The sequence below is a fragment of the Pseudomonas sp. FG35 genome (assembly GCF_057809295.1).
This window is the reverse complement of the sequence record NZ_JBMDJR010000005.1, coordinates 35,580-61,691: the sequence shown is the minus strand read 5'-3', so window position 1 is coordinate 61,691 and position 26,112 is coordinate 35,580. Positions and strand designations below refer to the sequence as shown.

The 26,112-nt window shown below is 62.1% G+C and carries 25 protein-coding genes; 12 read left to right on the top strand and 13 right to left on the bottom strand.

Going from position 1 to position 26,112, the window contains the following annotated elements; genetic code table 11:
• Position 1: 1 nt before the first annotated feature.
• Positions 2 to 2,056 (bottom strand): glycine--tRNA ligase subunit beta, encoded by a 2,055-nt coding sequence (gene glyS / locus ACODTD_RS11620; RefSeq protein ID WP_201819678.1) that lies wholly within the window; start codon positions 2,054 to 2,056, stop codon positions 2 to 4.
• A complete protein-coding gene (glyQ, locus tag ACODTD_RS11615; protein ID WP_003187265.1) occupies positions 2,053 to 3,006 on the bottom strand; it encodes a glycine--tRNA ligase subunit alpha in 954 nt (317 codons plus the stop codon). The genes glyS and glyQ overlap by 4 nt, the downstream gene beginning before the upstream one ends.
• Before the next feature lie 81 nt (positions 3,007 to 3,087).
• On the opposite strand from glyQ, the gene tag reads away from it, so the two are divergent.
• Complete coding sequence (tag, locus tag ACODTD_RS11610) at positions 3,088 to 3,645, top strand: DNA-3-methyladenine glycosylase I (RefSeq protein ID WP_201819675.1); 558 nt, start codon at positions 3,088 to 3,090, stop codon at positions 3,643 to 3,645.
• 40 nt (positions 3,646 to 3,685) lie between these two features.
• On the top strand, positions 3,686 to 4,573 hold the full coding sequence (locus ACODTD_RS11605; protein ID WP_085748012.1) for a lysophospholipid acyltransferase: 888 nt from the start codon (positions 3,686 to 3,688) through the stop codon (positions 4,571 to 4,573).
• Between the two features lie 51 nt (positions 4,574 to 4,624).
• On the opposite strand, the gene ACODTD_RS11600 is transcribed toward ACODTD_RS11605, so the two are convergent.
• The 5 genes from ACODTD_RS11600 to def are packed head-to-tail and all read right to left on the bottom strand — an operon-like array spanning position 4,625 to position 9,188.
• On the bottom strand, positions 4,625 to 4,939 hold the full coding sequence (locus tag ACODTD_RS11600; RefSeq protein WP_011331742.1) for a tetratricopeptide repeat protein: 315 nt from the start codon (positions 4,937 to 4,939) through the stop codon (positions 4,625 to 4,627).
• A 20-nt stretch (positions 4,940 to 4,959) separates the two neighbouring features.
• Positions 4,960 to 6,336: a Trk system potassium transporter TrkA gene (gene trkA / locus ACODTD_RS11595; RefSeq protein WP_085606334.1), complete on the bottom strand. Its 1,377-nt coding sequence runs from the start codon at positions 6,334 to 6,336 to the stop codon at positions 4,960 to 4,962.
• A gap of 22 nt (positions 6,337 to 6,358) precedes the next feature.
• Positions 6,359 to 7,669: a 16S rRNA (cytosine(967)-C(5))-methyltransferase RsmB gene (gene rsmB / locus ACODTD_RS11590; protein WP_221615839.1), complete on the bottom strand. Its 1,311-nt coding sequence runs from the start codon at positions 7,667 to 7,669 to the stop codon at positions 6,359 to 6,361.
• On the bottom strand, positions 7,666 to 8,625 hold the full coding sequence (gene fmt, locus ACODTD_RS11585; RefSeq protein WP_201819669.1) for a methionyl-tRNA formyltransferase: 960 nt from the start codon (positions 8,623 to 8,625) through the stop codon (positions 7,666 to 7,668). Before fmt ends, rsmB begins: the two co-directional genes overlap by 4 nt.
• A 56-nt stretch (positions 8,626 to 8,681) precedes the next feature.
• Positions 8,682 to 9,188: a peptide deformylase gene (gene def, locus ACODTD_RS11580; protein WP_007954104.1), complete on the bottom strand. Its 507-nt coding sequence runs from the start codon at positions 9,186 to 9,188 to the stop codon at positions 8,682 to 8,684.
• Positions 9,189 to 9,357: 169 nt separating this feature from the next.
• On the opposite strand from def, the gene ACODTD_RS11575 reads away from it, so the two are divergent.
• From ACODTD_RS11575 to tsaC, 3 genes are all read left to right on the top strand, one after another.
• Complete coding sequence (locus tag ACODTD_RS11575) at positions 9,358 to 10,383, top strand: LysM peptidoglycan-binding domain-containing protein (protein ID WP_201819666.1); 1,026 nt, start codon at positions 9,358 to 9,360, stop codon at positions 10,381 to 10,383.
• Between the two features lie 79 nt (positions 10,384 to 10,462).
• Positions 10,463 to 11,563: a DNA-processing protein DprA gene (gene dprA, locus ACODTD_RS11570; protein WP_489104851.1), complete on the top strand. Its 1,101-nt coding sequence runs from the start codon at positions 10,463 to 10,465 to the stop codon at positions 11,561 to 11,563.
• A gap of 54 nt (positions 11,564 to 11,617) precedes the next feature.
• Positions 11,618 to 12,175 (top strand): L-threonylcarbamoyladenylate synthase type 1 TsaC, encoded by a 558-nt coding sequence (gene tsaC, locus ACODTD_RS11565; protein ID WP_011331748.1) that lies wholly within the window; start codon positions 11,618 to 11,620, stop codon positions 12,173 to 12,175.
• A gap of 41 nt (positions 12,176 to 12,216) precedes the next feature.
• Here tsaC and ACODTD_RS11560 read toward each other — a convergent pair whose 3' ends face one another.
• Positions 12,217 to 13,194 (bottom strand): NADPH:quinone reductase, encoded by a 978-nt coding sequence (locus ACODTD_RS11560; RefSeq protein WP_011331749.1) that lies wholly within the window; start codon positions 13,192 to 13,194, stop codon positions 12,217 to 12,219.
• A gap of 147 nt (positions 13,195 to 13,341) precedes the next feature.
• Between ACODTD_RS11560 and hemF the strand changes: the two genes are divergently transcribed.
• Positions 13,342 to 14,256, top strand: a complete 915-nt coding sequence (gene hemF, locus ACODTD_RS11555) for an oxygen-dependent coproporphyrinogen oxidase (protein ID WP_011331750.1) — start codon at positions 13,342 to 13,344, stop codon at positions 14,254 to 14,256.
• Positions 14,257 to 14,265: 9 nt separating this feature from the next.
• Complete coding sequence (gene aroE, locus ACODTD_RS11550; RefSeq protein ID WP_489104850.1) at positions 14,266 to 15,087, top strand: shikimate dehydrogenase; 822 nt, start codon at positions 14,266 to 14,268, stop codon at positions 15,085 to 15,087.
• A 6-nt stretch (positions 15,088 to 15,093) separates the two neighbouring features.
• Here the strand turns inward: aroE and ACODTD_RS11545 are convergent, their stop codons facing one another.
• From ACODTD_RS11545 to betC, 3 genes are all read right to left on the bottom strand, one after another.
• Complete coding sequence (locus tag ACODTD_RS11545) at positions 15,094 to 16,662, bottom strand: SulP family inorganic anion transporter (protein ID WP_489104849.1); 1,569 nt, start codon at positions 16,660 to 16,662, stop codon at positions 15,094 to 15,096.
• 102 nt (positions 16,663 to 16,764) lie between these two features.
• Positions 16,765 to 17,682, bottom strand: a complete 918-nt coding sequence (gene choX, locus ACODTD_RS11540; RefSeq protein ID WP_011331753.1) for a choline ABC transporter substrate-binding protein — start codon at positions 17,680 to 17,682, stop codon at positions 16,765 to 16,767.
• A 16-nt stretch (positions 17,683 to 17,698) separates the two neighbouring features.
• Complete coding sequence (betC, locus tag ACODTD_RS11535; protein ID WP_489104848.1) at positions 17,699 to 19,213, bottom strand: choline-sulfatase; 1,515 nt, start codon at positions 19,211 to 19,213, stop codon at positions 17,699 to 17,701.
• A gap of 114 nt (positions 19,214 to 19,327) precedes the next feature.
• Here betC and ACODTD_RS11530 point away from each other — a divergent pair, with 114 nt between their 5' ends.
• A complete protein-coding gene (locus tag ACODTD_RS11530) occupies positions 19,328 to 20,278 on the top strand; it encodes a choline sulfate utilization transcriptional regulator (protein WP_282475202.1) in 951 nt (316 codons plus the stop codon).
• Positions 20,279 to 20,282: 4 nt separating this feature from the next.
• Here the strand turns inward: ACODTD_RS11530 and ACODTD_RS11525 are convergent, their stop codons facing one another.
• Positions 20,283 to 20,942, bottom strand: coding sequence for an NAD(P)-dependent oxidoreductase (locus ACODTD_RS11525; RefSeq protein ID WP_011331756.1), 660 nt, complete (start codon positions 20,940 to 20,942; stop codon positions 20,283 to 20,285).
• Between the two features lie 84 nt (positions 20,943 to 21,026).
• Between ACODTD_RS11525 and ACODTD_RS11520 the strand changes: the two genes are divergently transcribed.
• Positions 21,027 to 21,353: a DOPA 4,5-dioxygenase family protein gene (locus tag ACODTD_RS11520; RefSeq protein ID WP_011331757.1), complete on the top strand. Its 327-nt coding sequence runs from the start codon at positions 21,027 to 21,029 to the stop codon at positions 21,351 to 21,353.
• Here ACODTD_RS11520 and ACODTD_RS11515 read toward each other — a convergent pair whose 3' ends face one another.
• Complete coding sequence (locus tag ACODTD_RS11515) at positions 21,354 to 21,755, bottom strand: GFA family protein (protein ID WP_011331758.1); 402 nt, start codon at positions 21,753 to 21,755, stop codon at positions 21,354 to 21,356.
• Positions 21,756 to 22,079: 324 nt separating this feature from the next.
• Here ACODTD_RS11515 and ACODTD_RS11510 point away from each other — a divergent pair, with 324 nt between their 5' ends.
• The 3 genes from ACODTD_RS11510 (at position 22,080) to ACODTD_RS11500 (ending at position 26,099) form a co-directional block, all read left to right on the top strand.
• Entirely contained in the window at positions 22,080 to 23,387 is a 1,308-nt protein-coding gene (locus tag ACODTD_RS11510) for a CitMHS family transporter (protein WP_007954069.1), read from the top strand.
• A gap of 71 nt (positions 23,388 to 23,458) precedes the next feature.
• Positions 23,459 to 24,226 (top strand): TerC family protein, encoded by a 768-nt coding sequence (locus tag ACODTD_RS11505; RefSeq protein WP_011331759.1) that lies wholly within the window; start codon positions 23,459 to 23,461, stop codon positions 24,224 to 24,226.
• Between the two features lie 214 nt (positions 24,227 to 24,440).
• Entirely contained in the window at positions 24,441 to 26,099 is a 1,659-nt protein-coding gene (locus tag ACODTD_RS11500; RefSeq protein ID WP_011331761.1) for a Na/Pi cotransporter family protein, read from the top strand.
• The last annotated feature ends 13 nt before the right edge of the window (positions 26,100 to 26,112 follow it).

Genomic DNA, 26,112 nt, shown 5'->3' with positions numbered 1-26,112 from the left:
CTCAACCCAGCAGCGAAATGTCGGCAACGCCCAGGAACAGGCCACGCAGACGCGCCAGCAGCGCGTAACGGTTGGCTCGTACGTTGGCGTCTTCGGCATTGACCATCACCGCGTCGAAGAACGCGTCCACCGGCTCGCGCAGGGCGGCCAGGCGTGCCAGCGATTCGTTGTACTGACGCGCCGCGGCCATTGGCTGTACAGCCTGGTCCGCTTGCTGGATCGCCGAGTACAGCGAGAACTCGTTGGCGTTGTCGAAGTACTTGGCCTGGACTTCGGTCGGCACCGAGCCTTCCACCTTGCTCAGCAGGTTCGACACACGCTTGTTCACCGCCGCCAGCGCTGCCGCTTCCGGCAGTTTGCGGAAGGCCTGCACCGCTTGCACACGTTGGTCGAAGTCCAGCGCCGAACCCGGCTTCAGGGCACGTACCGACAGGTAGGTGGCGACATCCACGCCTTCGTCTTCGTAACGCGCACGCAGACGGTCGAAGATGAACTCCAGCACCGCGTCGTTCAGGCCGGCAGCCTTGACCTTGGCACCGAACGCATTCACGGCGAACGCCACGGCATCGTTCAGGTCCAGATCCAGTTGTTTCTCGATCAGGATCCGCAGCACGCCCAGTGCCGCACGGCGCAGGGCATACGGGTCTTTGCTGCCGGTCGGCAGCATGCCGATGCCGAAGATGCCGACCAGGGTGTCGAGCTTGTCGGCGATGGCCACGGCCGCACCGGTCAGGGTGGCTGGCAGTTCAGCGCCGGCACCGCGTGGCATGTATTGCTCGTTCAGCGCCAGGGCGACGTCTTCCGGCTCGCCGTCATTGAGCGCGTAGTAGTAGCCGGCGACACCTTGCATCTCCGGGAACTCGCCGACCATTTCGGTGGCCAGGTCGCACTTGGACAGCAGGCCTGCGCGGGCAGCCCACGAAGCGTTGCCGCCGATGCGTGCGGCGATGTACGCGGCCAGTTTCGACACCCGCTCGGCCTTGTCGTAGACGCTGCCGAGTTTTTCCTGGAACACCACGTTCTGCAGGCGATCGTTGAAGGCTTCGAGCTTCTGCTTCTTGTCCTGCTTGAAGAAGAACTCGGCGTCGGTGAGGCGTGGGCGAACCACTTTCTCGTTACCGGCGATGATCTGCTGCGGGTCTTTGGATTCGATGTTGGCCACGGTGATGAACCGTGGCAGCAACTTGCCGTCGGCATCCAGCAGGCAGAAGTACTTCTGGTTGTCCTGCATGGTGGTGATCAGTGCTTCCTGCGGCACGTCGAGGAAACGTTCCTCGAACGAGCACACCAGCGGCACTGGCCACTCGACCAGCGCGGTCACTTCGTCGAGCAGCGCCGGCGGCACGATCGCAGTGCCTTCCTGACGGGTCGCCAGTTCTTCGGTGCGTTTGCTGATGATTTCGCGACGCTCGTTGGCATCGGCCAGCACGTAGGCGGCACGCAGGTCGGCCAGGTAGCTCGACGGCGAACCGATGCGCACGCTTTGCGGGTGGTGGAAGCGGTGGCCACGGGATTCACGGCCAGCCTTCTGCGCGAGAATCGTGCAGTCGATGATCTGGTCGCCGAGCAGCATCACCAGCCATTGGGTCGGACGTACGAACTCTTCCTTGCGCGCACCCCAGCGCATGCGTTTCGGGATCGGCAGGTCGTTCAGCGAGTCTTCGACGATGGTCGGCAGCAGGCTGGCGGTCGGCTTGCCGGCGATGTTCTGGCTGTAGCGCAGTTTCGGACCGCTCTGGTCGATTTCGCTCAGCTCGACGCCGCACTTCTTGGCGAAGCCCAGTGCCGCTTGAGTCGGGTTGCCGTCGGCATCGAACGCAGCCTGACGTGGCGGGCCGTCGAGGTTGATGCTGCGATCCGGCTGCTGGGTGGCCAGCGCGGTGATCAGCACAGCCAGACGACGCGGCGCGGCGTAGACGGTTTTGCTCTCATAATTCAGGCCGGCAGCTTGCAGGCCCTTGTCGATACCGGCCAGGAACGCTTCGGCCAGGGTGTTCAGGGCTTTGGGTGGCAGTTCTTCGGTGCCCAGTTCAACCAGAAAATCTTGAGCACTCATTGTGCAGCCTCCAGCTTGGCCAGTACTTCGTCACGCAGGTCCGGGGTTGCCATCGGGAAGCCCAGCTTGGCGCGGGCCAGCAGGTAGGCTTGGGCGACGGAGCGCGCCAGGGTGCGAACGCGCAGAATGTATTGCTGACGCGCAGTCACCGAGATCGCCCGGCGCGCATCCAGCAGGTTGAAGGTGTGCGAGGCCTTCAGGACCATTTCGTAGCTTGGCAACGGCAGCGGCTGGTCGAGTTCGATCAGGCGCTTGGCTTCGCTTTCATAGAAGTCGAACAGCTCGAACAGCTTGTCGACGTTGGCGTGTTCGAAGTTGTAGGTGGACTGCTCCACTTCGTTCTGGTGGAACACGTCGCCGTAGGTCACTTTGCCGAACGGACCGTCAGCCCAGACCAGGTCGTAGACCGAGTCCACGCCCTGCAGGTACATGGCCAGACGCTCCAGACCGTAGGTGATCTCGCCGGTCACCGGGTAGCACTCGATGCCGCCCGCCTGCTGGAAGTAAGTGAACTGGGTCACTTCCATGCCGTTCAGCCAGACTTCCCAGCCCAGACCCCAGGCGCCGAGGGTCGGCGATTCCCAGTTGTCTTCGACGAAGCGGATGTCGTGGACCAGCGGGTCCAGGCCGACATGCTTGAGGGAGCCCAGGTACAGCTCCTGGAAGTTGTCCGGGTTCGGCTTCAGGACTACCTGGAACTGGTAGTAGTGCTGCAGACGATTTGGGTTTTCGCCGTAACGGCCGTCAGTCGGACGGCGGCTTGGCTGCACGTAGGCGGCGTTCCAGGTTTCCGGGCCGATGGCGCGCAGGAATGTCGCGGTGTGGAAAGTGCCGGCGCCTACTTCCATATCGTAGGGCTGAAGTACCACACAACCTTGCTCGGCCCAGTATTGCTGGAGCGCGAGGATCAAGTCTTGGAAGGTACGCACGGCTGGCGTAGGCTGGCTCACGAAATTCACCTGTTTCTTGGGCTGCGATTTAAAGAGCGGGAGTATACCCGATTCAGTCGCACCTCCACCCCCTGGAGCCTTATGCCACGCTGCTTTTGGTGCAACGAAGATCCGCTGTACATGGCTTACCACGATCAGGAGTGGGGTACGCCGCTACGCGATGCGCAGGGTTTGTTCGAGTTGCTTTTGCTCGAAGGGTTCCAGGCCGGGCTGTCGTGGATCACCGTGCTGCGTAAACGTGAGCGGTATCGCGAGGTGTTGTTCGGCTTCGACGTACAGCGCGTGGCGCAGATGAGCGACGCGGAAATCGATGAATTGATGCTCGATCCGGGGATCATCCGCAACCGCCTCAAGCTCAATGCCGCCCGGCGTAATGCCCAGTCGTGGCTGGCGCTGGAGGATCCGGTGGCGTTTCTCTGGTCGTTTGTGGATAACCGCCCGGTGATCAATCATTTCAAGGATCGCAGCGAAGTCCCGGCCATCACCCCGCAAGCCGTGGCCATGAGCAAAGGCTTGAAAAAGGCCGGTTTCACCTTCGTCGGTCCGACCATCTGCTACGCGCTGATGCAGGCCTCGGGCATGGTCATGGATCACACTCAGGACTGCGACCGCTACGCGCAGCTGGTCAACGCCGGTTAGAATGGCCGCCTCGCGCACAGCACAAGATCAGGAGTGACCTGTGGAAAAGTTTAAAGGCGCCATGCTGGTTGGCGCTCTGCGGCTGTTTGCCCTGCTTCCGTGGCGGGCCGTGCAGGCCGTGGGTTCGGCGATCGGCTGGATCATGTGGAAAACCCCCAACCGTTCCCGCGATGTGGTGCGGATCAACCTCGCCAAATGTTTTCCACAGATGGACCCGGCCGAACGCGAGCGTCTGGTCGGCCAGACCCTGAAAGACATCGGCAAGTCCCTGACCGAAAGCGCCTGCGCCTGGATCTGGCCGGCCCAGCGTTCCATTGACCTGGTGCGCGAAGTCGAAGGCCTCGAGGTGCTGAAAGAAGCGCTGGCCTCGGGCAAGGGCGTGGTCGGCATCACCAGCCACCTGGGCAACTGGGAAGTGCTCAACCACTTCTATTGCAGTCAGTGCAAACCGATCATTTTCTACCGGCCGCCGAAGCTCAAGGCTGTGGATGAATTGCTGCGCAAGCAGCGGGTGCAACTGGGCAACAAAGTCGCCGCGTCGACCAAGGAAGGCATCCTCAGTGTCATCAAGGAAGTGCGCAAGGGCGGTCAGGTGGGGATTCCCGCGGACCCGGAGCCGGCCGAATCCGCCGGGATCTTCGTGCCGTTCTTCGCCACCCAGGCCCTGACCAGCAAGTTCGTGCCGAACATGCTCGCCGGCGGCAAAGCCGTCGGGGTGTTCCTGCATGCCCTGCGTCTGCCGGACGGTTCCGGCTACAAGGTGATCCTGGAAGCGGCGCCGGAAGCGATGTACAGCACCGACACCGAAACCTCCTGCGCAGCGATGAGTAAAGTCGTCGAGCGTTACGTGGCGGCTTACCCGAGCCAGTACATGTGGAGCATGAAGCGCTTCAAGAAGCGTCCGCCGGGTGAGGCGCGCTGGTACTGATCGGCGATGTGCAATTGTGGATAACCCGACGATAAGGGTTATCCACAGCCGTCACGGTTTCTGCCGATCGAGCTTCTTCAGAAACACCGTCATTTCCTTCTCGGCCTGCTTGTCACCATGGGCCCGGGCCGCTTCCAGACCCTGCTCCCACGCCTGCCGCGCAGCCGTCAGGTCACCCAGCGCCAGTTGCGCCTTGCCCAAAAGTTTCCACGCTGCCGAATACTTCGGATCGAAGCCGACACACCGCTGGAAATGCTCGGCCGCCTTCGCGTTTTCTCCCAGATCCAGATAACCCTTGCCCAGGCCGAAGCGCAGCAATGAGTTATCCACACCCTTGGCGAGCATTTTTTCCAGGGATTCGATCATCGGTTTCGCCTCTCGGTCGATCAGAAGAAACTCAAGCCCACGTGGAACAGCTTCTCCACATCGCGAATATGCTTTTTATCCACAAGGAACAGGATCACGTGGTCGCCGGCGGCGATCACCGTGTCGTCGTGGGCAATGATCACTTCTTCATCGCGGATGATCGCGCCGATGGTGGTTCCCGGTGGCAGCGCGATGTTTTCGATGGCCTTGCCGATGACCTTGCTCGACTTCGAATCGCCATGAGCCACCGCTTCGATGGCTTCCGCCGCGCCCCGACGCAATGAGTGCACGCTGACGATATCGCCACGCCGCACGTGGGCCAGCAAGGTGCCGATAGTCGCCAGTTGCGGGCTGATGGCGATGTCGATGTCGCCGCCCTGGATCAGGTCGACGTAGGCCGGGTTGTTGATGATCGTCATCACCTTCTTCGCGCCCAGGCGCTTGGCCAGCAGCGACGACATGATGTTGGCTTCGTCGTCGTTGGTCAGCGCGAGGAAGATGTCCGCGTCGGCGATGTTCTCTTCCAGCAGCAGGTCGCGATCCGACGCACTGCCCTGCAGCACCACAGTGCTGTCGAGGGTATCGGAGAGATAACGGCAGCGTGCCGGGTTCATCTCGATGATCTTCACCTGATAGCGGCTTTCGATGGCCTCGGCCAGGCGCTCGCCGATCTGCCCGCCGCCGGCGATGACGATGCGTTTGTAGCTCTCGTCGAGACGGCGCATTTCGCTCATCACTGCGCGAATGTTCGCACGGGCGGCGATGAAGAAGACTTCGTCGTCTGCCTCGATCACCGTGTCGCCCTGGGGAAGAATCGGTCGGTCGCGGCGGAAAATCGCGGCCACTCGGGTTTCCACATTCGGCATGTGTTCGCGCAACTGGCGCAGTTGCTGACCGACCAGCGGCCCGCCGTAGTAGGCGCGCACCGCGACCAGTTGCGCCTGGCCTTCGGCGAAATCGATCACCTGCAAGGCGCCGGGGTGCTGGATCAGACGCTTGATGTAGTTGGTCACCACCTGCTCGGGACTGATCAGCACGTCGACCGGAATCGCCTCGTTCTGGAACAGTTGCTCCTCGCGGGTGAGGTACGACGCTTCGCGCACCCGGGCAATCTTGGTCGGGGTGTGGAACAGGGTGTGAGCAACCTGGCAGGCGACCATGTTGGTTTCGTCGCTGTTGGTCACCGCCACCAGCATGTCGGCGTCGTCGGCACCGGCCTGACGCAGAATGTTCGGCAACGAGCCACGGCCCTGCACGGTACGGATGTCGAGGCGGTCGCCAAGATCGCGCAGGCGGTCGCCGTCAGTGTCGACCACCGTGATGTCGTTGGCCTCGCTGGCCAGATGTTCAGCCAGCGAACCGCCGACCTGTCCCGCACCGAGGATGATGATTTTCATCCAGTCACTCCATTGAATCCGTTTAGCCGCGCGCGGCAGCGATCTTGATCAGCTTGGCGTAATAGAACCCGTCATGCCCGCCCTGTTGGGCCAGCAATTGGCGACCATGAGGCTGTTTGATTCCGGCGGTGGTAGCCAGATCCAGCTCCCGGGCGCCCGGCGTGCGCTCAAGAAACGCGCCGATGACTTCGGTATTTTCGGTCGGCAAGGTCGAGCAGGTGGCGTAGAGCAGGATGCCGCCCACTTCGAGGGTTTTCCACATCGCGTCGAGCAACTCGCCTTGCAGTTGCGCGAGGGCTGGGATGTCGTCGGCCTGGCGGGTCAGCTTGATGTCCGGATGGCGGCGGATCACGCCGGTTGCCGAGCATGGAGCGTCGAGCAGGATGCGCTGGAACGGTTTGCCGTCCCACCAGGCTGCCGTGTCGCGACCGTCGGCGGCGATCAGTTTGGCGTTCAGGCCGAGACGCTCAAGGTTTTCCTTCACTCGCACCAGACGTTTGGCTTCCAGATCCACCGCCACCACGCCGGCCAGTGCCGGTTCGGCTTCGAGGATGTGGCACGTCTTGCCGCCCGGTGCACAGCAGGCGTCCAGCACCCGTTGGCCCGGTGCGAGGTCGAGCAGGTCGGCGGCCAGTTGTGCGGCTTCGTCTTGCACGCTGATCCAGCCTTCGGCGAAGCCCGGCAGGCTGCGCACGTCGGCGGCGGCCTCCAGCACGATACCGTCGCGGCTGAAAGTGCACGGCTGCGCGGCGATACCCGCTTCAGTCAGCAGACCCAGGTAGGCGTCACGGCTGTGATGACGGCGGTTGACCCGCAGAATCATCGGCGGATGCGCGTTGTTGGCTTCGCAGATGGCTTCCCATTGCTCAGGCCAGAAGGCCTTCAGGGATTTTTGCAGCCAGCGCGGGTGGGCGGTGCGCACCACCGGATCGCGCTCCAGTTCGGCGAAGATCGCCTCATGTTCGCGCTGGGCATTGCGCAGCACGGCGTTGAGCAAGCCTTTGGCCCACGGCTTTTTCAGCTTGTCGGCGCAACCGACAGTTTCGCCGATCGCGGCGTGCGGCGGGACGCGGGTGTAGAGCAGTTGATAGAGACCCACCAGCAGCAGCGCCTCGACATCGGCGTCCGCTGCCTTGAACGGCTTCTGCAGCAGTTTTTCCGCCAGCGCCGACAAACGTGGCTGCCAACGGGCGGTGCCGAACGCCAGGTCCTGGGTGAAACCGCGATCGCGATCTTCGACCTTGTCCAGTTGCGTCGGCAGGGAGCTGTTGAGCGAAGCCTTGCCGCTGAGGACAGCGGCGAGTGCCTTGGCGGCGGCCAGACGCGGGTTCATTGCGCACCCACCGCTGTACCCAGCACGGTGCCGGTGGCGAATTTCTCACGACGGCTGTTGAACAGATCGCTGAAGTTCAGCGCCTTGCCGCCGGGCAATTGCAGACGGGTCAGGCACAGCGCCTGTTCGCCACAGGCGACGAGCAGGCCGTCCTTGCTGGCGCCGAGAATCGTGCCCGGTGCGCCTTTGCCTTCGGCCAGTGTCGCCGCCAGCACTTTCAGCGCTTCGCCGTTGAGCGTGCTGTGGGTGATCGGCCATGGATTGAAGGCGCGGACCAGACGTTCCAGCTCAACGGCCGGGCGGCTCCAGTCGATGCGTGCTTCGTCCTTGTTCAGTTTGTGCGCGTAGGTGGCGAGTTCGTCGTTCTGCACTTCGCCTTCCAGGGTGCCAGCGGCCAGACCGGCAATCGCCTGCACCACGGCAGGTGGGCCCATTTCGGCGAGACGGTCATGGAGGCTGCCGCCGGTGTCGTCGGCGCTGATCGGGGTCACGACTTTAAGCAGCATCGGCCCGGTATCGAGGCCGGCTTCCATGCGCATCACGGTCACGCCGCTCTCGGCGTCGCCCGCTTCCACGGCGCGCTGGATCGGCGCCGCACCGCGCCAGCGCGGCAGCAGCGAGGCGTGACTGTTGATGCAACCCAGGCGCGGAATATCCAGCACCGCTTGCGGCAGAATCAGGCCGTAGGCCACCACCACCATCAAATCCGGTTTCAGCGCAGCGAGCTCGGCCTGAGCGTCAGCATTGCGCAGGGTCGGCGGCTGCAACACCTGGATATTGTTTTCCAGGGCGAGCTGTTTGACCGGGCTCGGCATCAGTTTTTGCCCACGACCGGCCGGACGATCCGGTTGGGTGTAGACCGCAACGATCTCGTAAGCGCTGTCCAGCAGGGCCTTGAGGTGTTCGGCGGCGAATTCCGGGGTGCCGGCAAAAACGATGCGCAGTGGCTCAGTCATGGGGGAGTCTCATAAAAAGAAAAAGGCTTGCCGCAGCAAGCCTTTGGAGAGGGGCATCAAGCGTTCTGGCGGTGCTGCTTTTCCAGTTTCTTCTTGATCCGGTCGCGTTTGAGCGTGGACAGGTAATCGACGAACAACTTGCCGTTGAGGTGGTCGCATTCGTGCTGGATGCACACGGCGAGCAAGCCTTCGGCGATCAGTTCGTAAGGCTTGCCGTCGCGGTCCAGAGCCTTGATCTTGACCTTCTGCGGGCGGTCGACGTTTTCGTAGAAACCCGGCACCGAGAGGCAGCCTTCCTGGTATTGCTCCATTTCGTCGGTCAGCGATTCGAACTCGGGGTTGATGAACACCCGCGGTTCGGTGCGGTCTTCGGAAAGGTCCATCACGACGATACGTTTGTGCACGTTGACCTGGGTCGCGGCAAGGCCGATGCCCGGCGCTTCATACATTGTTTCAAACATGTCATCGACCAGCTGACGCACTTCGTCGTCCACTACAGCCACAGGTTTGGCGATAGTGCGCAGACGCGGGTCCGGAAATTCGAGGATGTTCAAAATGGCCATAAGCTTGATTGCTGCACGTGTGAGGTAAAGTCGGGCGATGGCCTGGCGGGTCCGAAGATGCAGGCTACCGTTGTGAAACGTAGCTCCTTGATTTTCAGCATAGAGCAGGGAGCGAGCCACGGGGGCTCTGGCGTTTCACGCGAACGCACATAATAAAGGGATTCACCGCATGAGGAAATCACTACTCGCCCTGCTGTTTCTGGCCTCGGCCGGCGCCGCGCACGGGCAAGTGCAACTCAAGGAAGGTTTTCCACAGCAATACACGGTGGTTTCGGGGGATACACTCTGGGACATCTCCGGTAAATATTTGCGCGAACCCTGGCAGTGGCCGCAGCTGTGGCGAGCCAATCCGCAGATCGAAAACCCCAACCTGATCTACCCCGGCGACACACTGACGCTCAGTTACGTCAACGGTCAGCCGCGCCTGACCGTCAATCGCGGCGAGTCGCGCGGCACCATCAAGTTGTCGCCACGCATCCGTACCAGCCCGGTGGCCGAGGCGATTCCGAGCATTCCGCTCAAATCCATCAACAGCTTTCTGCTGAGCAACCGCATCGTCGACAAGGTCGAGGACTTCGACAAGGCGCCTTACATCGTCGCCGGCGATGCCGAACGGGTGCTCAGCGGCACCGGCGACCGGATCTTCGCCCGTGGACATTTCGACCCGAACCAGCCGGTCTACGGCATCTTCCGCCAGGGTAAGGTCTACACCGATCCGCAGAGCAAGGAGTTTCTGGGGATCAACGCCGACGACATCGGCGGCGGCGAAATCGTCGCCACTGAAGGAGACGTCGCCACCCTCGCCCTGCAACGCACGACCCAGGAAGTGCGTCTCGGCGACCGCTTGTTCAGCGGCGAAGAGCGTTCGATCAACTCGAACTTCATGCCCAGCGCCCCCACCACCGACATCAACGGCCTGATCATCGATGTGCCGCGCGGCGTCACACAGATCGGCGCGATGGACGTGGTGACCCTGAACAAGGGCAAACGCGACGGCCTGGCCGAGGGCAACGTGCTGGTGGTGATGAAAACCGGGGAAACCGTGCGCGACCGGATCACCGGCCAGCCGCTGAAAATCCCGGATGAACGTGCTGGACTGCTGATGGTGTTCCGCACCTACGACAAACTCAGTTACGGCCTCGTGCTGAACGCATCGCGCTCGCTGGCGGTGCTGGACAAAGTGAGAAATCCTTAGCTGGCTTCACAAGTTACCAACAGAGTTATCCACAGCTTGTTCCGAAAGGTTCGGGCTTTATAACGATCAAGGATGATCCATGATGATGCCTGTCTCTGCGTCGGTTTCCCCGGCGGAACTGGAAGCGCGCCTGCGCCTGCACCGCTTGCCGGAAATCGGTCCCAAGCGTTTCACCAAACTGCTCGAAGCCTTCGGCTGTGCCTCAAAGGCGATCAGCGCACCGGCCAGCGCCTGGCGCTCGTTAGGATTGCCGGCGACCAGCGCCGAGGCCAGACGCTGCCCTGAAGTTCGGGACGGCGCCAGCCATGCATTGCGCTGGCTAGAGCGTCCGGATCAACATTTGCTGATGTGGGATCACCCGGATTATCCGGCCTTGCTGGCGCAGATTCCCGATCCACCGCCCCTGCTGTTTGTCGCTGGCGACCCACGGATTCTGGAAAAACCGCAACTGGCGGTGATCGGCAGTCGCCGCGCTTCCCGCCCGGGCATGGACACTGCCGCTGCGTTTTCCCGCAGTCTGGCCGGGGCCGGATTTGTCATCACCAGTGGGCTGGCGCTGGGCATCGATGCGGCGGCGCATCAAGCTGCTGTCGACGTCGGCGGGCAAACGGTCGGCGTGCTCGGTACCGGTCTGGAAAACTTTTATCCACAGCGCAATCGGCGGTTGGCGGACGTGATGATTGCGTCCGGCAGTGCGGTGGTTTCGGAATTTCCTCTGGACACCGGGCCGACGGCCAGCAACTTCCCAAGACGCAATCGGATCATCAGCGGTTTGTCCCTCGGCGTGCTGGTGGTCGAGGCCAGCGTGGCCAGCGGTTCGTTGATCACCGCGCGGCTGGCGGCGGAACAGGGTCGCGAGGTGTACGCCATTCCGGGTTCGATCCACCACCCCGGCGCCCGGGGCTGTCATCAACTGATCCGTGACGGCGCCGTGCTGGTGGAAACCATCGAGCACATTCTCGAAGCCCTGCGCGGCTGGCAACATCTGCCGGTATCCACAGCCGCAACGAATCCGGACAACCCGTTGTTGCGTCTATTGCACGCCGCGCCGCACACCAGCGAAGGGCTGGCCGACAGCAGTGGCTGGGCGTTACCCAAAGTCCTGGCGGCATTGACCGAATTGGAGATGGATGGCCGCGCGGTGTGCGAAAACGGCCGCTGGTTTGCGCGCGTGAGCTAGGTTTTACATTGAAGATCGGTAAACTGCGCGAAACCTGTTTGCGGAGAGTTTTTCATGGTCAACAGTTGGCGTGTGCAACAAGCCGCACGAGAGATTCGCGCCGGGGCGGTGATTGCCTATCCAACCGAAGCCGTCTGGGGGCTGGGGTGCGATCCTTGGAATGAAGAAGCGGTGGATCGCCTGTTGGCGATCAAGAACCGTTCGGTGGACAAGGGCTTGATCCTGGTCGCCGACAACATTCGTCAGTTCGATTTTCTGTTCGAGGATTTCCCCCAGGACTGGATCGACCGCATGGCCAGCACGTGGCCGGGTCCGAACACCTGGCTGGTGCCGCACCAGAACCTGCTGCCGGAATGGGTGACCGGGGTGCATGACACCGTGGCGCTGCGGGTCAGCGATCATCCGCAGGTGCGGGATCTGTGCTCGCTGGTGGGACCGTTGATTTCGACGTCGGCCAACCCACAAGGGCGGCCTGCGGCGCGAACGCGCTTGCGGGTCGAGCAGTATTTCCGTGGTCAGGTCGATCTGGTGCTCGGCGGAGCGCTTGGCGGTCGCAAGAACCCGAGCCTGATTCGGGATCTGGCCACCGGCAATATCGTGCGCCCGGCCTGAGGCCGGGTGCCTTCAATCGCCGGCTTGCCGGCGATGACGCCTTAAGGCAGTAAAACAGTCGAACCTGTCGTGCGCCGCGCCGACAGCTCGGTCTGCGCTTTCGCCGCATCAGCCAGTGGATAACGCTGGCTGATATCCACTTTCAGCTTGCCGCTGGTGATCATCCCGAACAGCTCATCCGCCATGCGCTGAAGGTTTTCAGCGTTATTGGCGTAGGTCGCCAGGGTCGGCCGGGTGACGTACAGCGAACCTTTTGCCGCGAGAATACCGAGGTTCACCCCGTCCACCGCACCCGAGGCGTTGCCGAAGCTCACCAACAGGCCACGGGGCGCCACGCTGTCCAGCGACGCTGGCCAGGTGTCCTTGCCGACGCCGTCGTAGACCACCGGGACTTTTTTTCCGTCGGTCAACTCCAGTACCCGTTGGGCGACGTTTTCGTGGCTGTAGTCGATGGTTTCCCAGGCGCCGTGGGCCTTGGCGAGATCGGCTTTGGCTTTCGAGCTGACGGTGCCGATCAGCTTCACGCCCAGGGCTTTGGCCCATTGGCAGGCAAGCAAGCCGACGCCGCCGGCCGCTGCGTGGAACAGAATGGTTTCGCCACCCTTGAGTTCGTAGGTCTGGCGCAGCAGGTACTGCACGGTCAGGCCCTTGAGCATCACGCCGGCGGCGGTTTCGAAGCTGATGGCGTCCGGCAGGTGCACCAGATTCGCTTCCGGCAGGACGTGGACGTCGCTGTATGCACCCAGCGGGCCGCTGCCATAAGCCACGCGGTCGCCGACCTTGAACCGGGTGACTTCGCTGCCCACCGCCTCGACAATGCCGGCGCCTTCCGCACCCACGCCCGACGGCAAGGCCGGTGGCGCGTAAAGACCGCTGCGGTAGTAGGTGTCGATGAAGTTCAGGCCGATGGCCTTGTTGCTCACGCGAACCTGCTGCGGACCGGGCTCGGCCGGTTGATAGTCAACGTACTCGAGCACTTCGGGGCCGCCGTGGGCGCGGAACTGGATTCGCTTGGCCATCTGCCTACTCCTTGGGTCATTTGGGAAGGTCCCTATCGAACGCTCATGCTTGATCTTCGTCAACTGCGGCGTGCCGGTTTGCGATGGTATGCTACGCGCCCATTTGCGCGGGGCGCCGCGCAGTTCCGCCCGATCCAAGGTGAAGCCATGACGACCCGCACCGACGCCGTAAAGGCCTATCTGCTCGACCTGCAAGACCGCATCTGCGCCGCGCTGGAAACTGAAGACGGCGGCACGCGCTTCGTCGAAGACGCCTGGACCCGTCCGGCCGGCGGTGGCGGTCGGACCCGGGTGATCGAGAACGGCACGGTGATCGAAAAGGGCGGCGTCAACTTTTCCCACGTCTTCGGTAGCGGTTTGCCACCGTCTGCCAGCGCCCATCGGCCGGAGCTGGCCGGGCGTGGTTTCGAAGCCCTCGGCGTGTCGCTGGTGATCCACCCGCACAACCCGCATGTGCCGACGTCCCACGCCAACGTGCGCTTTTTCATCGCCGAGAAGGAAGGTGAAGAACCGGTCTGGTGGTTCGGCGGTGGTTTCGACCTGACCCCGTACTACGGCAACGAAGAAGACTGCATCCACTGGCACCGCGTCGCCGAAAAGGCCTGTGCGCCGTTCGGTCCGGACGTCTACCCGCGCTACAAGGCCTGGTGCGACACCTATTTCCACATCAAGCATCGCCACGAGCCGCGCGGCATCGGCGGCCTGTTCTTCGATGACCTGAACGAGTGGGATTTCGACACCAGTTTCGCCTTCATGCGCGCCATCGGCGATGCGTACATCGACGCTTACCTGCCGATCGTGCAGCGCCGCAAGAACGACGCCTTCACCGCCAGGCAGCGTGAGTTCCAGGAATTCCGCCGCGGCCGCTACGTCGAGTTCAACCTGGTTTACGACCGTGGCACCCTGTTCGGCCTGCAATCGGGCGGGCGCACCGAGTCGATCCTGATGTCGCTGCCACCGCAAGTGCGCTGGGCCTACGACTGGAAAGCCGAACCGGGCAGCGAAGAAGCGCGCCTGACCGAGTACTTCCTGCAAGATCGCGACTGGCTGGCCCAGGCCTGAGGACTTCTCATGGATCGTTACGTCGTTTTCGGTAACCCGATCGGCCACAGCAAGTCGCCGATGATTCACAAACTGTTCGCCGAACAGACCGGGCAGAGCCTCGACTACAGCACCCTGCTGGCGCCGCTCGACGATTTTTCCGGCTGCGCCACGGCGTTTTTCCAGGAAGGTCGCGGCGCCAACGTGACCGTGCCGTTCAAGGAAGATGCTTATCGCCTGGCCAACAGCCTGACCGCCCGCGCCGAACGCGCGGGTGCGGTGAACACGCTGAGCAAACTGGCTGACGGCAGCCTGCTCGGCGATAACACCGACGGCGCCGGGCTGGTGCGGGACCTGACGGTCAATGCCGGGTTCAGCCTCACCGGCAAACGCATTCTGCTGCTCGGCGCCGGTGGCGCGGTGCGCGGTGCACTGGAGCCGTTGCTGGCGGAGAAACCGGCCTCGGTGATCATCGCCAACCGCACAGTGGACAAGGCCGAGCTGCTGGCCGAACTGTTCTGTGATCTGGGGCCGGTGTCGGCCAGTGGCTACGACTGGTTGCGCGAGCCGGTGGACGTGATCATCAACGCCACGTCTGCCAGCCTCACCGGCGACGTGCCGCCGATTGCCCCAAGCCTGATCGAGCCCGGCAAAACGCTGTGCTACGACATGATGTACGGCAAGGAACCGACCGCGTTCTGCCGTTGGGCCAGCGAGCATGGCGCGGGCGTGGTGATGGATGGCTTGGGCATGCTGGCGGAACAGGCGGCGGAAGCCTTCTTCCTGTGGCGCGGTGTGCGTCCCGACACTGCGCCGGTTCTGGCGGAGTTGCGTCGACAACTGACGCTGTAAGGCGCTTTAGTCTTCGAAGCGGATCGGGCATTTCTCCGGCCCTTCGAGTTTGCGCAACTCCTCCACTACCTGTGGTCGCGCCTGACGCAAGGTCAGGCTGCGATCCTGACGCAGCAGGCGCCGGGCCTCCTGATGAAGCATTTCCACGCCTGAATAGTCGATGAAGTTGATCTGCTGCGCCTCGATCACCACCCGCGCGCCCTGCATCCGTTGCAAGCGCACTTGCAGATAGTGGCTGGCGCCGAAAAAGATCGACCCGCCGACCCGCAGCACATCGTCTTCGCCATCGCGCCAGTGCTGCACCCTCGGCTGTGAAGTGCGCTTGAGGTAGAAAAACAGCGAGGCCAGCACGCCGGCATAGATTGCCGTCTGCAACTCCAGCAGCAACGTGGCAACGCAGGTCAGGCTCATCACCACGAATTCCGCCCGGCTGACCCGCAGCAACGCGCGAATGCCGCGATGATCCACCAGTCCCCAGGCGATCAGCAGAATGCTGCCGGCCATGGCCGGAATAGGAATGTGCGCGATCAGCCCGGCACCGAAAATCGCAAACAACGCCACCCACAACGCCGAGAACACCCCGGCCAGCGGCGAGCAGGCCCCGGCCTCATAACTCAGCCCGGAACGGGTGAACGAGCCGGCGGACAGCGATCCCGAAAAGAACGCCCCGACAATGTTCGAAAGACCTTGCGCACGGACTTCCTGATTGGCGTCGAGCAACTGTTGCGAACGTGCGGATATCGAACGGGCAATCGACAGGCTGGTGACCAGCCCGAGCATGCCCACCGCCACGGCGCTGGGCAGCAGGCGCAGGATCAGGTCCATATCCAGCGGCAATCCACTGAACGGCGGCAAGCGCCCGAAAAACGCGCTGACCAGTTGAACATGGCCGAACATCGCCGGCCACAGCCACACCACCAGACTGCCGAGGACCAAGGTCATCAACAGCGTCGGCCAGCGCGGCAGCCATTGTTTGAGCAACGCACCGACCACCACCGTCGCCACACCAAGAACCAGCGACGGTTTATCCACCGCCCCGAGATGGCGCAGCAGATCCATCAGACTGTCCAGCGCCGTGGCCTTGGCCGGCAGCTCCAGCCCCAGCAGGTTCGGCAATTGACCGATGGCAATCACCACCGCCGCGCCGAGGGTGAAACCCAGCACTACGGAATGTGAGACGAAATTCACCAGCGCGCCGAAGCGCAACAGGCCGAGCAGCCACTGGAAAATCCCGGCAAGGAAGGTCAGCAGCAGGATCAGGGTGATGTAGTCCTGTGATTCCGGCACGGCCAGCGGACTGACACTGGCGAACAGCACAATCGAGATCGCTGCTGTCGGGCCGCAGATCAGATGCCACGACGAGCCCCACAGGCAGGCGATCAACACCGGAACGATGGCGGCGTAGAGCCCGTATTCCGGTGGGAGACCGGCGATCAGGGCGTAGGCAATCGACTGGGGCAACGCGAGAATCGCCCCGCTGAGCCCGACGACCAGGTCCCGCCCGACGCTGGCGCGGGTCTGCCGCGGCAGCCAGGTCAGGAAGGGGAAAAGTGAGCGACGGCTGGGGAGGGCCATGGATCCTCGCGGGTGAAATTTTGCGCATTGTACGCAGCCCGGGACGCGGAGCGTCCATTGCGGCATTCCCACGCAGAGCGTGGGAACGATCGGCCCGCGCAGTTACAGTTTGGCTTTAACTGCCGGCAACGCATCTTTGCCATCCACAGTCTTCACTCCGTCAAGCCACTTATCCAACACCCCCGGATTCGCCTTGATCCACGCCTTCACCGCCTCCGCATTGCTGACCTTCTTGTTCACCACCTCGGCCATGATGCTGTTCTCCATCTCCTGAGTGAACGCAAGATTGGTCAGCAATTTACCCACATTCGGACAGGCTTCGGCGTAACCCTTGCGGGTCAGGGTGTAGACGCTGCCGGTGTCGCCAAAGTACTTCTCGCCGCCCTTGAGGTAATGCATTTTCAGCTGCACGTTCATCGGGTGCGGGGTCCAGCCGAGGAAGGTGACGAATTTCTGTTTCTTCACTGCCCGCGACACTTCGGCGAGCATCGCCTGTTCGCTGGACTCGATCAGCTTCCACTGGCCCAGGTCGAAGTCGTTCTTCTTGATGATCTCTTGCAGCGAGATGTTCGCCGGCGCGCCGGAGCCGATGCCGTAGATCTTCTTCTCGAATTTATCGGCGTACTTGTTCAGGTCGGCAAAGTTATGCACACCCGCGTCCCACACGTAATCCGGCACGGCCAGGGTGAATTCGGTGCCGTCGAGGTTCTTCGCCAGTTGCGTGACGTCACCGGTGGCGACGAACTTGTCGTAGAAGCCCTGCTGCGCCGGCATCCAGTTGCCGAGGAACACGTCGACCTGTCCATCCTTCAAGCCGCCGAAGGTGATCGGCACCGCGAGGGTGTCGACCTTGGCCTTGTAGCCCATGCCATCGAGCAGAAACCCGGTGATGGCGTTGGTCGCGGCAATGTCGCTCCAGCCGGGATCGGCCATTTTCACCGTGTCGCAGCTCTCGGCGAACGCGGATGCGCTGCCCAGTGCCAGCAGACTGACCGTCACGACTGTGGATAACTTGACCATGGACTTCCCCTTAACGTTATTGGTTTTGGCAGGGTTGTGGATAACGGGCCTTGCGCTCCAGGTCATCGAGGTCGATGTGGTTGCGCATGTATTGCTGACTGGCGTCCACCAGCGGCTGGTGATCCCAGCTCTTCAGTTTGCCGATCGTCAGCGCCTCGGCGACGAAACGCCGACGGCGCTGGCTTTCTAGGACTTTGCGGTGGATGGCCGGGATGTCCCACTTGGCCCGCGCTTCGGCGAGAAAATCGTCGAACAGTTGGCGATGTTGTGGCGATTGGCTGAGTTCTTCCTGCTCGCGTGGATCGTTATCCACATCGAAGAGTAGGCAAGGGTCGGTTTCGCTGTAGATAAATTTGAAGGCGCCACGGCGGATCATCATCAGCGGGCTGACGGTGCCTTCGGCCATGTATTCGCCGAACACTTCGTCGTGACCGCCCTGCCCGTTCAGGTGCGGAACCAGCGAGCGGCCGTCCAGCGGCAGATTCGGTTCCAGGCTGCCGCCCGCCAGCTCGACGAAGGTCGGCAACAGGTCGGCGGTGGAGACGGCAGCGCTGACACGGCCCGATTTGAACTGACCGGGTGCACTTATCAACAGGGGAGCCCGCGCGGCCATTTCGAACCAGTGCATTTTGTACCAGAGGCCCTTCTCGCCGAGCATGTCGCCATGGTCACCGGAAAACACGATGACGGTGTCATCCATCAGCCCACAATCTTCGAGGGTTTGCAGAAGTTTGCCGACGTTGGCGTCGATATAACTGCAAGCACCGAAGTAGGCACGGCGCGCGTCGCGAATCTTATCCACAGGCAGCGGCTTGTCCCACAGGTCGTAGACCTTGAGCAAACGCTGGGAATGCGGATCGAGTGAATGCTGATCCGGCGTCGTTGGAAGCGGTATATCCGCATCGTCGTACAAATCCCAGAATGCCTTGGGAATCGTGTACGGATCGTGCGGGTGAGTCATCGACACGGTCAGGCAGAACGGCTGGTCGCCGTCCTCGCGGATGTGGTCGAACAGGTATTGCTGAGCCTTGAACACCACCTCTTCATCGAAGTCGAGCTGGTTGGTGCGCACGCACGGCCCGGCCTGCAACACCGAAGACATGTTGTGATACCAGCTCGGCCGCACATCGGGCTCGTCCCAGTTCACCGCCCAGCCGTAGTCGGCCGGGTAGATATCACTGGTCAGGCGCTCTTCGTAACCGTGCAGTTGATCGGGGCCGCAGAAGTGCATCTTGCCGGAGAGCGCGGTGCGGTAACCGAGGCGGCGCAGGTAATGGGCGTAGGTGGGAATGTCGGCGGGGAAATCGGCGGCGTTGTCGTAGGCGCCGATCTTGCTCGGCAACTGCCCGCTGACCAAGGTAAAACGCGACGGTGCGCACAGCGGGCTGTTGCAGTACGCGGCATCGAACACCACGCCTTGTTCGGCGAGGCGGCTGAGATTCGGCAGTTTGATCGGCGACGGGCCGTAGAACGGCAACATTGGCGCGGCCATTTGATCGGCCATGATGAAAAGAATGTTCTTGCGCTTCATGTGATCGCGGCATTCCATAGTGAATATTTATGCGACATTGCTGCGATCGAGCATGGATTCCCCGCGATATCCGGTAAAGCCCGCGCCGGACAATGACTAGGATAAGCACAGCTTATGTATGACGCCCTCGGTGATTTGTCGCTGGACCTGCTGCGCGCCTTCGAGGCGGCGGCCCGTCATCGCAGTTTTACCGCTGCGGCGGTGGAGCTCGGCACGACCCAACCGGCCATCAGCCAGCAGATCAAGCGGCTTGAAGAACAACTCGGCACGCGGCTGTTCGACCGCATCTACCGGGGCATCGAACTGACCGAGGTCGGCTCGATCCTGTTCGAGCAGGTTACCCTCGGTTTGCAGAATATCGACGCAGGATTGAGCGCGATCAGCACGCAGCAGCAACATGAAGTACTGCAGGTCGCCACCGATTTCGCCTTCGCCGCGTATTGGCTGATGCCGCGCCTGCACCGCTTCCATGAAGCTTATCCACAGGTGGACGTGAGCCTGGTCACCAGCGAGCGCAATCACAACATGCTGCGTCCGGATATCGACGTTGCCGTGCTGTTCGGCGACGGTCGCTTCAAGCAGGGTGAAAGTCACTGGTTGTTCAGCGAAGAAGTGTTTCCGGTGTGCAGTCCGCAATTGCTCAAGGATCGCTCCCTGCCCTTGCCGGCCCAGGCATTGATGGAGTTTCCGCTGCTGCACCTGCGCGGGGAAAACAGCAGTAACTGGTTCGACTGGAGCGGCCTGTTCCGCGCGCTGAACATCAGTACGCCGCCGGCCCCGGGCCAGTTGCGCTTCGACAATTACACTTTGTTGATTCAAGCGGCGATTGGCGGTCAGGGCGTGGCAATTGGCTGGCGACACCTTGTGGATAACTTGCTCACTCAGGGTCTGTTGTGCCGGCCGATCGCTGAGACCACCCTGTCGCGCCTCGGTTATTACGTGGTGCTGCCGCAACGCAAACGCCGGGGCGCGTTGATCCAGACGTTCGTGGATTGGCTGATGGCCGAACAGGCGAGCAGCGCCGAATCCCTGGCCGGGCTACCGTTGCCGTCGATTGCTGTGTAACGGATCAAGAAGCGGCGACAAAATCCACGTGCTGGCGCAGATGCAAATTCAGCCGCAGCTCATCGGCAATGCCCACCGCCACCCGGTTCAGGCGCTCCAGCGGTTCGGCCAGACCCGGTTCAAGCGTGCGGCCGACCTGACTGAAATGCTCGATCGTCAGCCCGGCCACGCTGCGCGGTGCATTCACCAGCGTCCAGTGCAGCGGGCTGCTTTGCAGGGCTTCGCGAACCTCTTGAGCGGCGTGGCGTTGCAACGGGTCGGCGTTTTCCGGATCGTCCAGGGCTTCGAATTCGCCGATGACAAACAGCCGCGAGACGTTCGCCGCCTGCAGTCCGTCGATCAGCGCATCCACCGCCAGCACCTGTTCCACAGGCCCCAACACCACGGATTTCTCGACATGATCGCTGCTCAGCGGCAAGCCCGGCGCATTGAGCAGGCAGATCACTGCCGAGCTGCCGGCGACACTCTGGTTGACCCGCTCGGCATCGAGCAGATCGCCGCTTTTGGTGCGCAGCCCCGGCCGTGGGGCGAGCGCCGTCAGATCGTCGAGGATGGCAATGACTTCGTGCTGGCGACGCAGCAGTTCAGCCATCAACGCACTGCCCAGGCTACTCATGGCACCATAGAGCACCACTTTCACCGCCGGGGTTTCGGCATTTTTCATGGCTGAGTTCCCTTTTGTTTTCCCTTGTATGGCGTGTGACATACGGTCAACGGCGAGGGTTCGAACCGATTCAGAGGGTTTGCGATGCAGACGATCAAGGGTTATCACGCCCACGTTTATTACGACGCCAGCACGATCAAACAGGCGCGGGCACTTTGTGAGCAGGCAGCAGCGCTGTTTCCATTGAAGATGGGCCGCGTGCACGAACGCCCGGTGGGCCCGCACCCGGACTGGAGCTGCCAGCTGGCCTTCGGCCCGGAGCTGATCGGCGACGTGCTGCCGTGGCTGGCGCTCAATCGCAAAGGGTTGGTGGTGTTCCTGCACCCGGACACCGGCGATGACTTGCTCGATCACACCGAACACGCGATCTGGATGGGCGCGATGCGGCCGCTGGATCTGTCTGTTTTTTAATCAGATGGTTTCTTCGGGTTCGCCCGGCAAATGCTCGTCCAGATGCAGCCACGGTAACTGGCTGTCGGTCCAGATATGCCGCTCGGCGGCGGCCTGCTCTGGATGATCCAGTGTGGCAATCGTCAGATCGATGCTCTCGGGGCTGAGCAGCGTCACCAGCGCAAGGTGTGCGCCGCAGTTCGGACAGAAAAACCGTGCGCAACTGGTCGACGAGTCATAGCGCGAAGGTTTCCCTGTCAGCCACTGGAAGTTCGCCGCCGGCAGCGTGATCCAGGTGGTGACGATGCCGCCGCTGACCTTTCGACAGATCGAACAATGACAGTGGGCGATGTCGTGCAACGGTCCGCTGAACTGATAGCGGATATGTCCGCAGTGACAGCCACCGCCGTGCAACTCAGTCATCGCCCTGCCCTCCGCTTCCCGTGTTCATTGACTCTAGCCCGCATCCGACGGCCGGTTGGCCGTTCGCCCAAAGCTTTCTTGCGCGAAAGGTAGCTGAAAGGTTCCCCGATTAGGATCGCCCCCACTGCCGGCAACAGACCGGTTGGCCAACGCGTGTGATTGCTCGCACGACAGGCCCAATTAACAACAACAATGGTGATTCTGATGTCCTCTGCAACCCGCCTCTTCGCTGCAACTCCGCCCGTACGCCTCGTGCTTCCCGTTCTGCGCTGATCCCGCCCGATCCGCTCACTTACCTAGCCGCGCTACGCCTGGAGTATTCCCATGCTGACTTTCCTTGGCTTCGCCATGGTCATCACGTTCATGTTCCTGATCATGACCAAGCGCCTGTCTGCGCTGATCGCTCTGATCATCATCCCGATCCTGTTCGCCCTGTTCGGTGGTTTCGCGCCGAAGATCGGCCCGATGATGCTCGAAGGTATTACCAAGCTTGCGCCGACCGGCGTGATGCTGATGTTCGCGATTCTGTATTTCGCCCTGATGATCGACTCCGGACTGTTCGACCCGGCCGTGCGCAAGATCCTCAAACTGGTCAAGGGCGACCCGCTGAAAGTTTCGGTCGGCACCGCCGTACTGGCGCTCGTCGTTTCCCTCGATGGTGACGGCGCGACCACTTACATGATCTGCGTGGCCGCGATGCTGCCGCTGTACAGCCGCATCGGCATGAGCCCGCGGATCATGGCCGGTCTGATCATCCTCGCCGGCGGCGTGATGAACATGACCCCATGGGGTGGCCCGACCGCCCGTGCGGCGAGCGCGCTGCACGTGGACCCGTCGGACATCTTCGTACCGATGATCCCGGCGATGGCTGCCGGTGTGGTAGCGATCCTGATCATTGCCTACTTCTATGGCAAACGTGAGCGTGCGCGTCTGGGCGAGCTGCACCTGATCGGCGACGAAATCGATCACAGCGAAATCAGCGTCTCGCAATTCCCGGATGCCCGCCGTCCGAAACTGATCTGGTTCAACGGCCTGCTGACCCTGGCGCTGATGTGCACCCTGATCGCCGGCCTGCTGCCGCTGCCGGTGCTGTTCATGGTGGCGTTCAGTATTGCCATGATCGTCAACTACCCTTGCCTGCAAATGCAGAAGGATCGCGTCGCGGCCCACGCCGGCAGCGTGCTGTCGGTGGTCAGTCTGATCTTCGCGGCGGGCATTTTCACCGGTATCCTGTCGGGCACCGGCATGGTCGACGCGATGTCGAAAAGCCTGCTGGCGGTGATCCCTGATTTCCTCGGCCCGTACCTGGCGGTGATCACGGCGCTGGTGAGCATGCCGTTCACGTTCTTCATGTCGAACGACGCGTTCTACTACGGTGTGTTGCCGGTGTTGTCCGAAGCGGCCAGCCATTACGGCATCACCGCAGTGGAAATGGCCCGTGCCTCGATCGTCGGTCAGCCGGTTCACCTGCTGAGCCCACTGGTGCCGTCGACATACCTGCTGGTGGCACTGGCGGGGATCGAGTTCGGCGATCATCAGCGTTTCACCCTGAAGTGGGCAGTGCTGGTCTGCCTGTGCATACTGGTCGCTGCCTTGCTGTTGGGCACTTTCCCGCTGTTCAGCACGTTGTAACGGCACCAAACTCACCAGGACGCCAGCTGATTGCTGGCGTCCTGGTTTAACACTCGCTCAAAGGAATACACATGGAATGGCTGACCAACCCTGAGATCTGGGTTGCCTTCTTCACCCTGACCGCCCTGGAAATCGTTCTGGGCATCGATAACATCATCATGATTTCGATCCTGGTCAGCCGCATGCCCAAACACATGCAGCAGCGCACCCGGATCTTCGGTCTTGGCCTGGCCATGATCACGCGGATCCTGTTGCTGCTGTCGATCACCTGGGTCATGCGCCTCACCGCCGACCTGTTCGAAGTGTTCGGCCAGGGCATTTCCGGTCGCGACCTGATCCTGTTCTTCGGTGGCCTGTTCCTGCTGTGGAAAAGCTCCCAGGAGATGTACCACGCACTGGAAGGTGAAGACGAAAGCGACGACGAGCCTTCGGGCAAGGGCGGCAACTTCCTCTACACCATCATCCAGATCGCGATCATCGACATCGTGTTCTCGCTGGACTCGGTGATCACCGCCGTCGGCATGGTGTCCCACGTACCGGTGATGGTCGCGGCGATCATCGTGGCGGTGCTGGTGATGATGGCGGCCTCGGGCAAGATCAGCGAATTCATCGATAAGCACCCGTCGCTGAAAATGCTCGCGCTGTCGTTCCTGCTGGTGGTCGGTACCGTGCTGATTGCCGAATCGTTCGACGTGCACGTACCGAAAGGCTACGTCTACTTCGCCATGGCGTTCTCGCTGGCGGTCGAGGCGATCAACATCAAGATGCGCACCGCCATCGCGAAAAAACGCAAACAGCAGGATCCGGTGAAACTGCGCAAGGATATTCCGGGTCAGTAACCCGAATGCTGCACTGATGATCAAAGGGCCTTCGGGCCCTTTTTTCATGGCCGCATGAACCTGTTTTCATGACACTTTTGTTTCAATCCCCGCTTTAGCTGTGCAATGCTGGCGCCCAGACCGTTAGCCAACTACAGCTTAAGTATCAGAACGTAGAAATTGCGCGGTACCGTCAACTTGCCCCTCTGGGGCGCTGCCATTACAGGGGGTCTGCATGCTCACCCTGCTCAATTTGCTGTCTGCCGTGGCCCTGCTGATCTGGGGCACGCACATCGTTCGTACCGGCATCCTGCGGGTGTACGGCACCAATCTGCGCCACGTGATCGGCCAGAACATGTCCAGGCGCTGGCTGGCCTTTGTCGCCGGCATCGTTGTCACTGCGATGGTGCAGAGCAGCAACGCCACCGCCATGCTCGTGACGTCCTTTGTCGGTCAGGGCCTGATGGCGTTGACCCCGGCCCTGGCGACCATGCTCGGTGCCGATGTCGGTACGGCGCTGATGGCGCGGGTGCTGACGTTCGACCTGTCGTGGCTGTCGCCGCTGCTGATTTTTATCGGGGTGATTTTCTTTCTGTCGCGCAAACAGACCCGGCTCGGGCAGATGGGCCGCGTGTCCATTGGGCTTGGGCTGATCATTCTGGCGCTGCAATTGATCGTCGAGGCCGCTGCGCCGATCACCCATGCCCAAGGGGTGAAGGTGATTTTCGCGTCGCTGACTGGCGATATCCTGCTCGACGCTCTGGTGGGCGCGCTGTTCGCGATGATTTCCTACTCCAGTCTGGCGGCCGTGCTGCTGACCGCCACGCTCGCCGGCGCTGCGGTGATCAGTCTGCCGGTGGCGATCGGTCTGGTGATTGGTGCCAACATCGGCAGCGGCGTGCTGGCGTTCATGAGCACCAGCATGCAGAACGCCGCCGGCCGGCAGGTGGCGCTGGGCAGCCTGCTGTACAAACTGATCGGGCTGCTGCTGATCATTCCGGTGCTCGACCCGCTGGTGCACTGGATCGACAGCCTGGATTTCAGCCCCCAGGAAATGGTCATCGGCTTCCATCTGCTCTACAACACCGCGCGCTGCCTGATCCTGCTCCCGAGCGTCGGCCCGATGGCGCGGCTGTGTGCCTGGCTGCTGCCGGAGCGCCCCGAGGTCAATGGCACCGCCAAGCCCCGTCACCTTGATCCCACCGCGCTGGTCACGCCGAGTCTGGCGCTGGCCAACGCCGCCCGGGAAACCCTGCGCATGGGCGACCTGATCGACAACATGCTCGACGCGACCCTCGACGTGCTGCGCGGCAAGCAGACCGCCGTCACCCAGGAAATGCGCAAGCTGACCGATGATGTCGAAGCGCTGTACAGCGCGATCAAGCTGTACCTGGCGCAGATGCCCCGCGAGGATCTCGGCGAACAGGACAGTCGGCGCTGGGCGGAAATTATCGAGCTGGCGATCAACCTTAAACTCGCCAGCGACCTGATCGAACGCATGCTGCGCAAGGTGCAGCAGCAGAAGACTTCGCAACGCCGGTCGTTTTCCGAAGACGGGCTGGAAGAATTGGCCGGCCTGCACCAGCAATTGATCGCCAACCTGCGGCTCGGGCTGTCGGTGTTCCTCAGCGGCGACAAGGAGAGCGCCCGCCAGTTGCTGCGCGAGAAACGGCGCTTTCGCGCACAGGAACGACGTCTGGCCCACGCCCATGTCAGCCGGTTGCAACGCAAGATCGTGCAGAGTATCGAGACCAGTTCGTTGCACCTGGAGTTGATTGCCGACATGAAACGCCTGAACTCGCTGTTCTGCAGCAGCGCCTATGTGGTGCTGGAAACTTCCGATACCGGCGCGCTGGCGGCGGACGATATGGCGGACATCACGCATTCGCCTTGAACGTCTGGGGTTG

Bases quoted from the DNA above. Each gene is read 5' to 3' on its own strand.
- ACODTD_RS11510 (WP_007954069.1), top strand. From the start codon at position 22,080: ATGCTGACTTTCCTTGGCTTCGCCATGGTCATCACGTTCATGTTCCTG.
- ACODTD_RS11505 (WP_011331759.1), top strand. From the start codon at position 23,459: ATGGAATGGCTGACCAACCCTGAGATCTGGGTTGCCTTCTTCACCCTG.
- ACODTD_RS11600 (WP_011331742.1), bottom strand. From the start codon at position 4,939: ATGATCGAATCCCTGGAAAAAATGCTCGCCAAGGGTGTGGATAACTCA.
- ACODTD_RS11520 (WP_011331757.1), top strand. From the start codon at position 21,027: ATGCAGACGATCAAGGGTTATCACGCCCACGTTTATTACGACGCCAGC.
- ACODTD_RS11545 (WP_489104849.1), bottom strand. From the start codon at position 16,662: ATGGCCCTCCCCAGCCGTCGCTCACTTTTCCCCTTCCTGACCTGGCTG.
- ACODTD_RS11500 (WP_011331761.1), top strand. From the start codon at position 24,441: ATGCTCACCCTGCTCAATTTGCTGTCTGCCGTGGCCCTGCTGATCTGG.
- ACODTD_RS11575 (WP_201819666.1), top strand. From the start codon at position 9,358: ATGAGGAAATCACTACTCGCCCTGCTGTTTCTGGCCTCGGCCGGCGCC.
- ACODTD_RS11530 (WP_282475202.1), top strand. From the start codon at position 19,328: ATGTATGACGCCCTCGGTGATTTGTCGCTGGACCTGCTGCGCGCCTTC.
- ACODTD_RS11525 (WP_011331756.1), bottom strand. From the start codon at position 20,942: ATGAAAAATGCCGAAACCCCGGCGGTGAAAGTGGTGCTCTATGGTGCC.
- glyS (WP_201819678.1), bottom strand. From the start codon at position 2,056: ATGAGTGCTCAAGATTTTCTGGTTGAACTGGGCACCGAAGAACTGCCA.
- betC (WP_489104848.1), bottom strand. From the start codon at position 19,213: ATGAAGCGCAAGAACATTCTTTTCATCATGGCCGATCAAATGGCCGCG.
- tsaC (WP_011331748.1), top strand. From the start codon at position 11,618: ATGGTCAACAGTTGGCGTGTGCAACAAGCCGCACGAGAGATTCGCGCC.
- rsmB (WP_221615839.1), bottom strand. From the start codon at position 7,669: ATGAACCCGCGTCTGGCCGCCGCCAAGGCACTCGCCGCTGTCCTCAGC.
- def (WP_007954104.1), bottom strand. From the start codon at position 9,188: ATGGCCATTTTGAACATCCTCGAATTTCCGGACCCGCGTCTGCGCACT.
- ACODTD_RS11515 (WP_011331758.1), bottom strand. From the start codon at position 21,755: ATGACTGAGTTGCACGGCGGTGGCTGTCACTGCGGACATATCCGCTAT.
- hemF (WP_011331750.1), top strand. From the start codon at position 13,342: ATGACGACCCGCACCGACGCCGTAAAGGCCTATCTGCTCGACCTGCAA.
- fmt (WP_201819669.1), bottom strand. From the start codon at position 8,625: ATGACTGAGCCACTGCGCATCGTTTTTGCCGGCACCCCGGAATTCGCC.
- choX (WP_011331753.1), bottom strand. From the start codon at position 17,682: ATGGTCAAGTTATCCACAGTCGTGACGGTCAGTCTGCTGGCACTGGGC.
- aroE (WP_489104850.1), top strand. From the start codon at position 14,266: ATGGATCGTTACGTCGTTTTCGGTAACCCGATCGGCCACAGCAAGTCG.
- dprA (WP_489104851.1), top strand. From the start codon at position 10,463: ATGATGATGCCTGTCTCTGCGTCGGTTTCCCCGGCGGAACTGGAAGCG.
- tag (WP_201819675.1), top strand. From the start codon at position 3,088: ATGCCACGCTGCTTTTGGTGCAACGAAGATCCGCTGTACATGGCTTAC.
- trkA (WP_085606334.1), bottom strand. From the start codon at position 6,336: ATGAAAATCATCATCCTCGGTGCGGGACAGGTCGGCGGTTCGCTGGCT.
- ACODTD_RS11560 (WP_011331749.1), bottom strand. From the start codon at position 13,194: ATGGCCAAGCGAATCCAGTTCCGCGCCCACGGCGGCCCCGAAGTGCTC.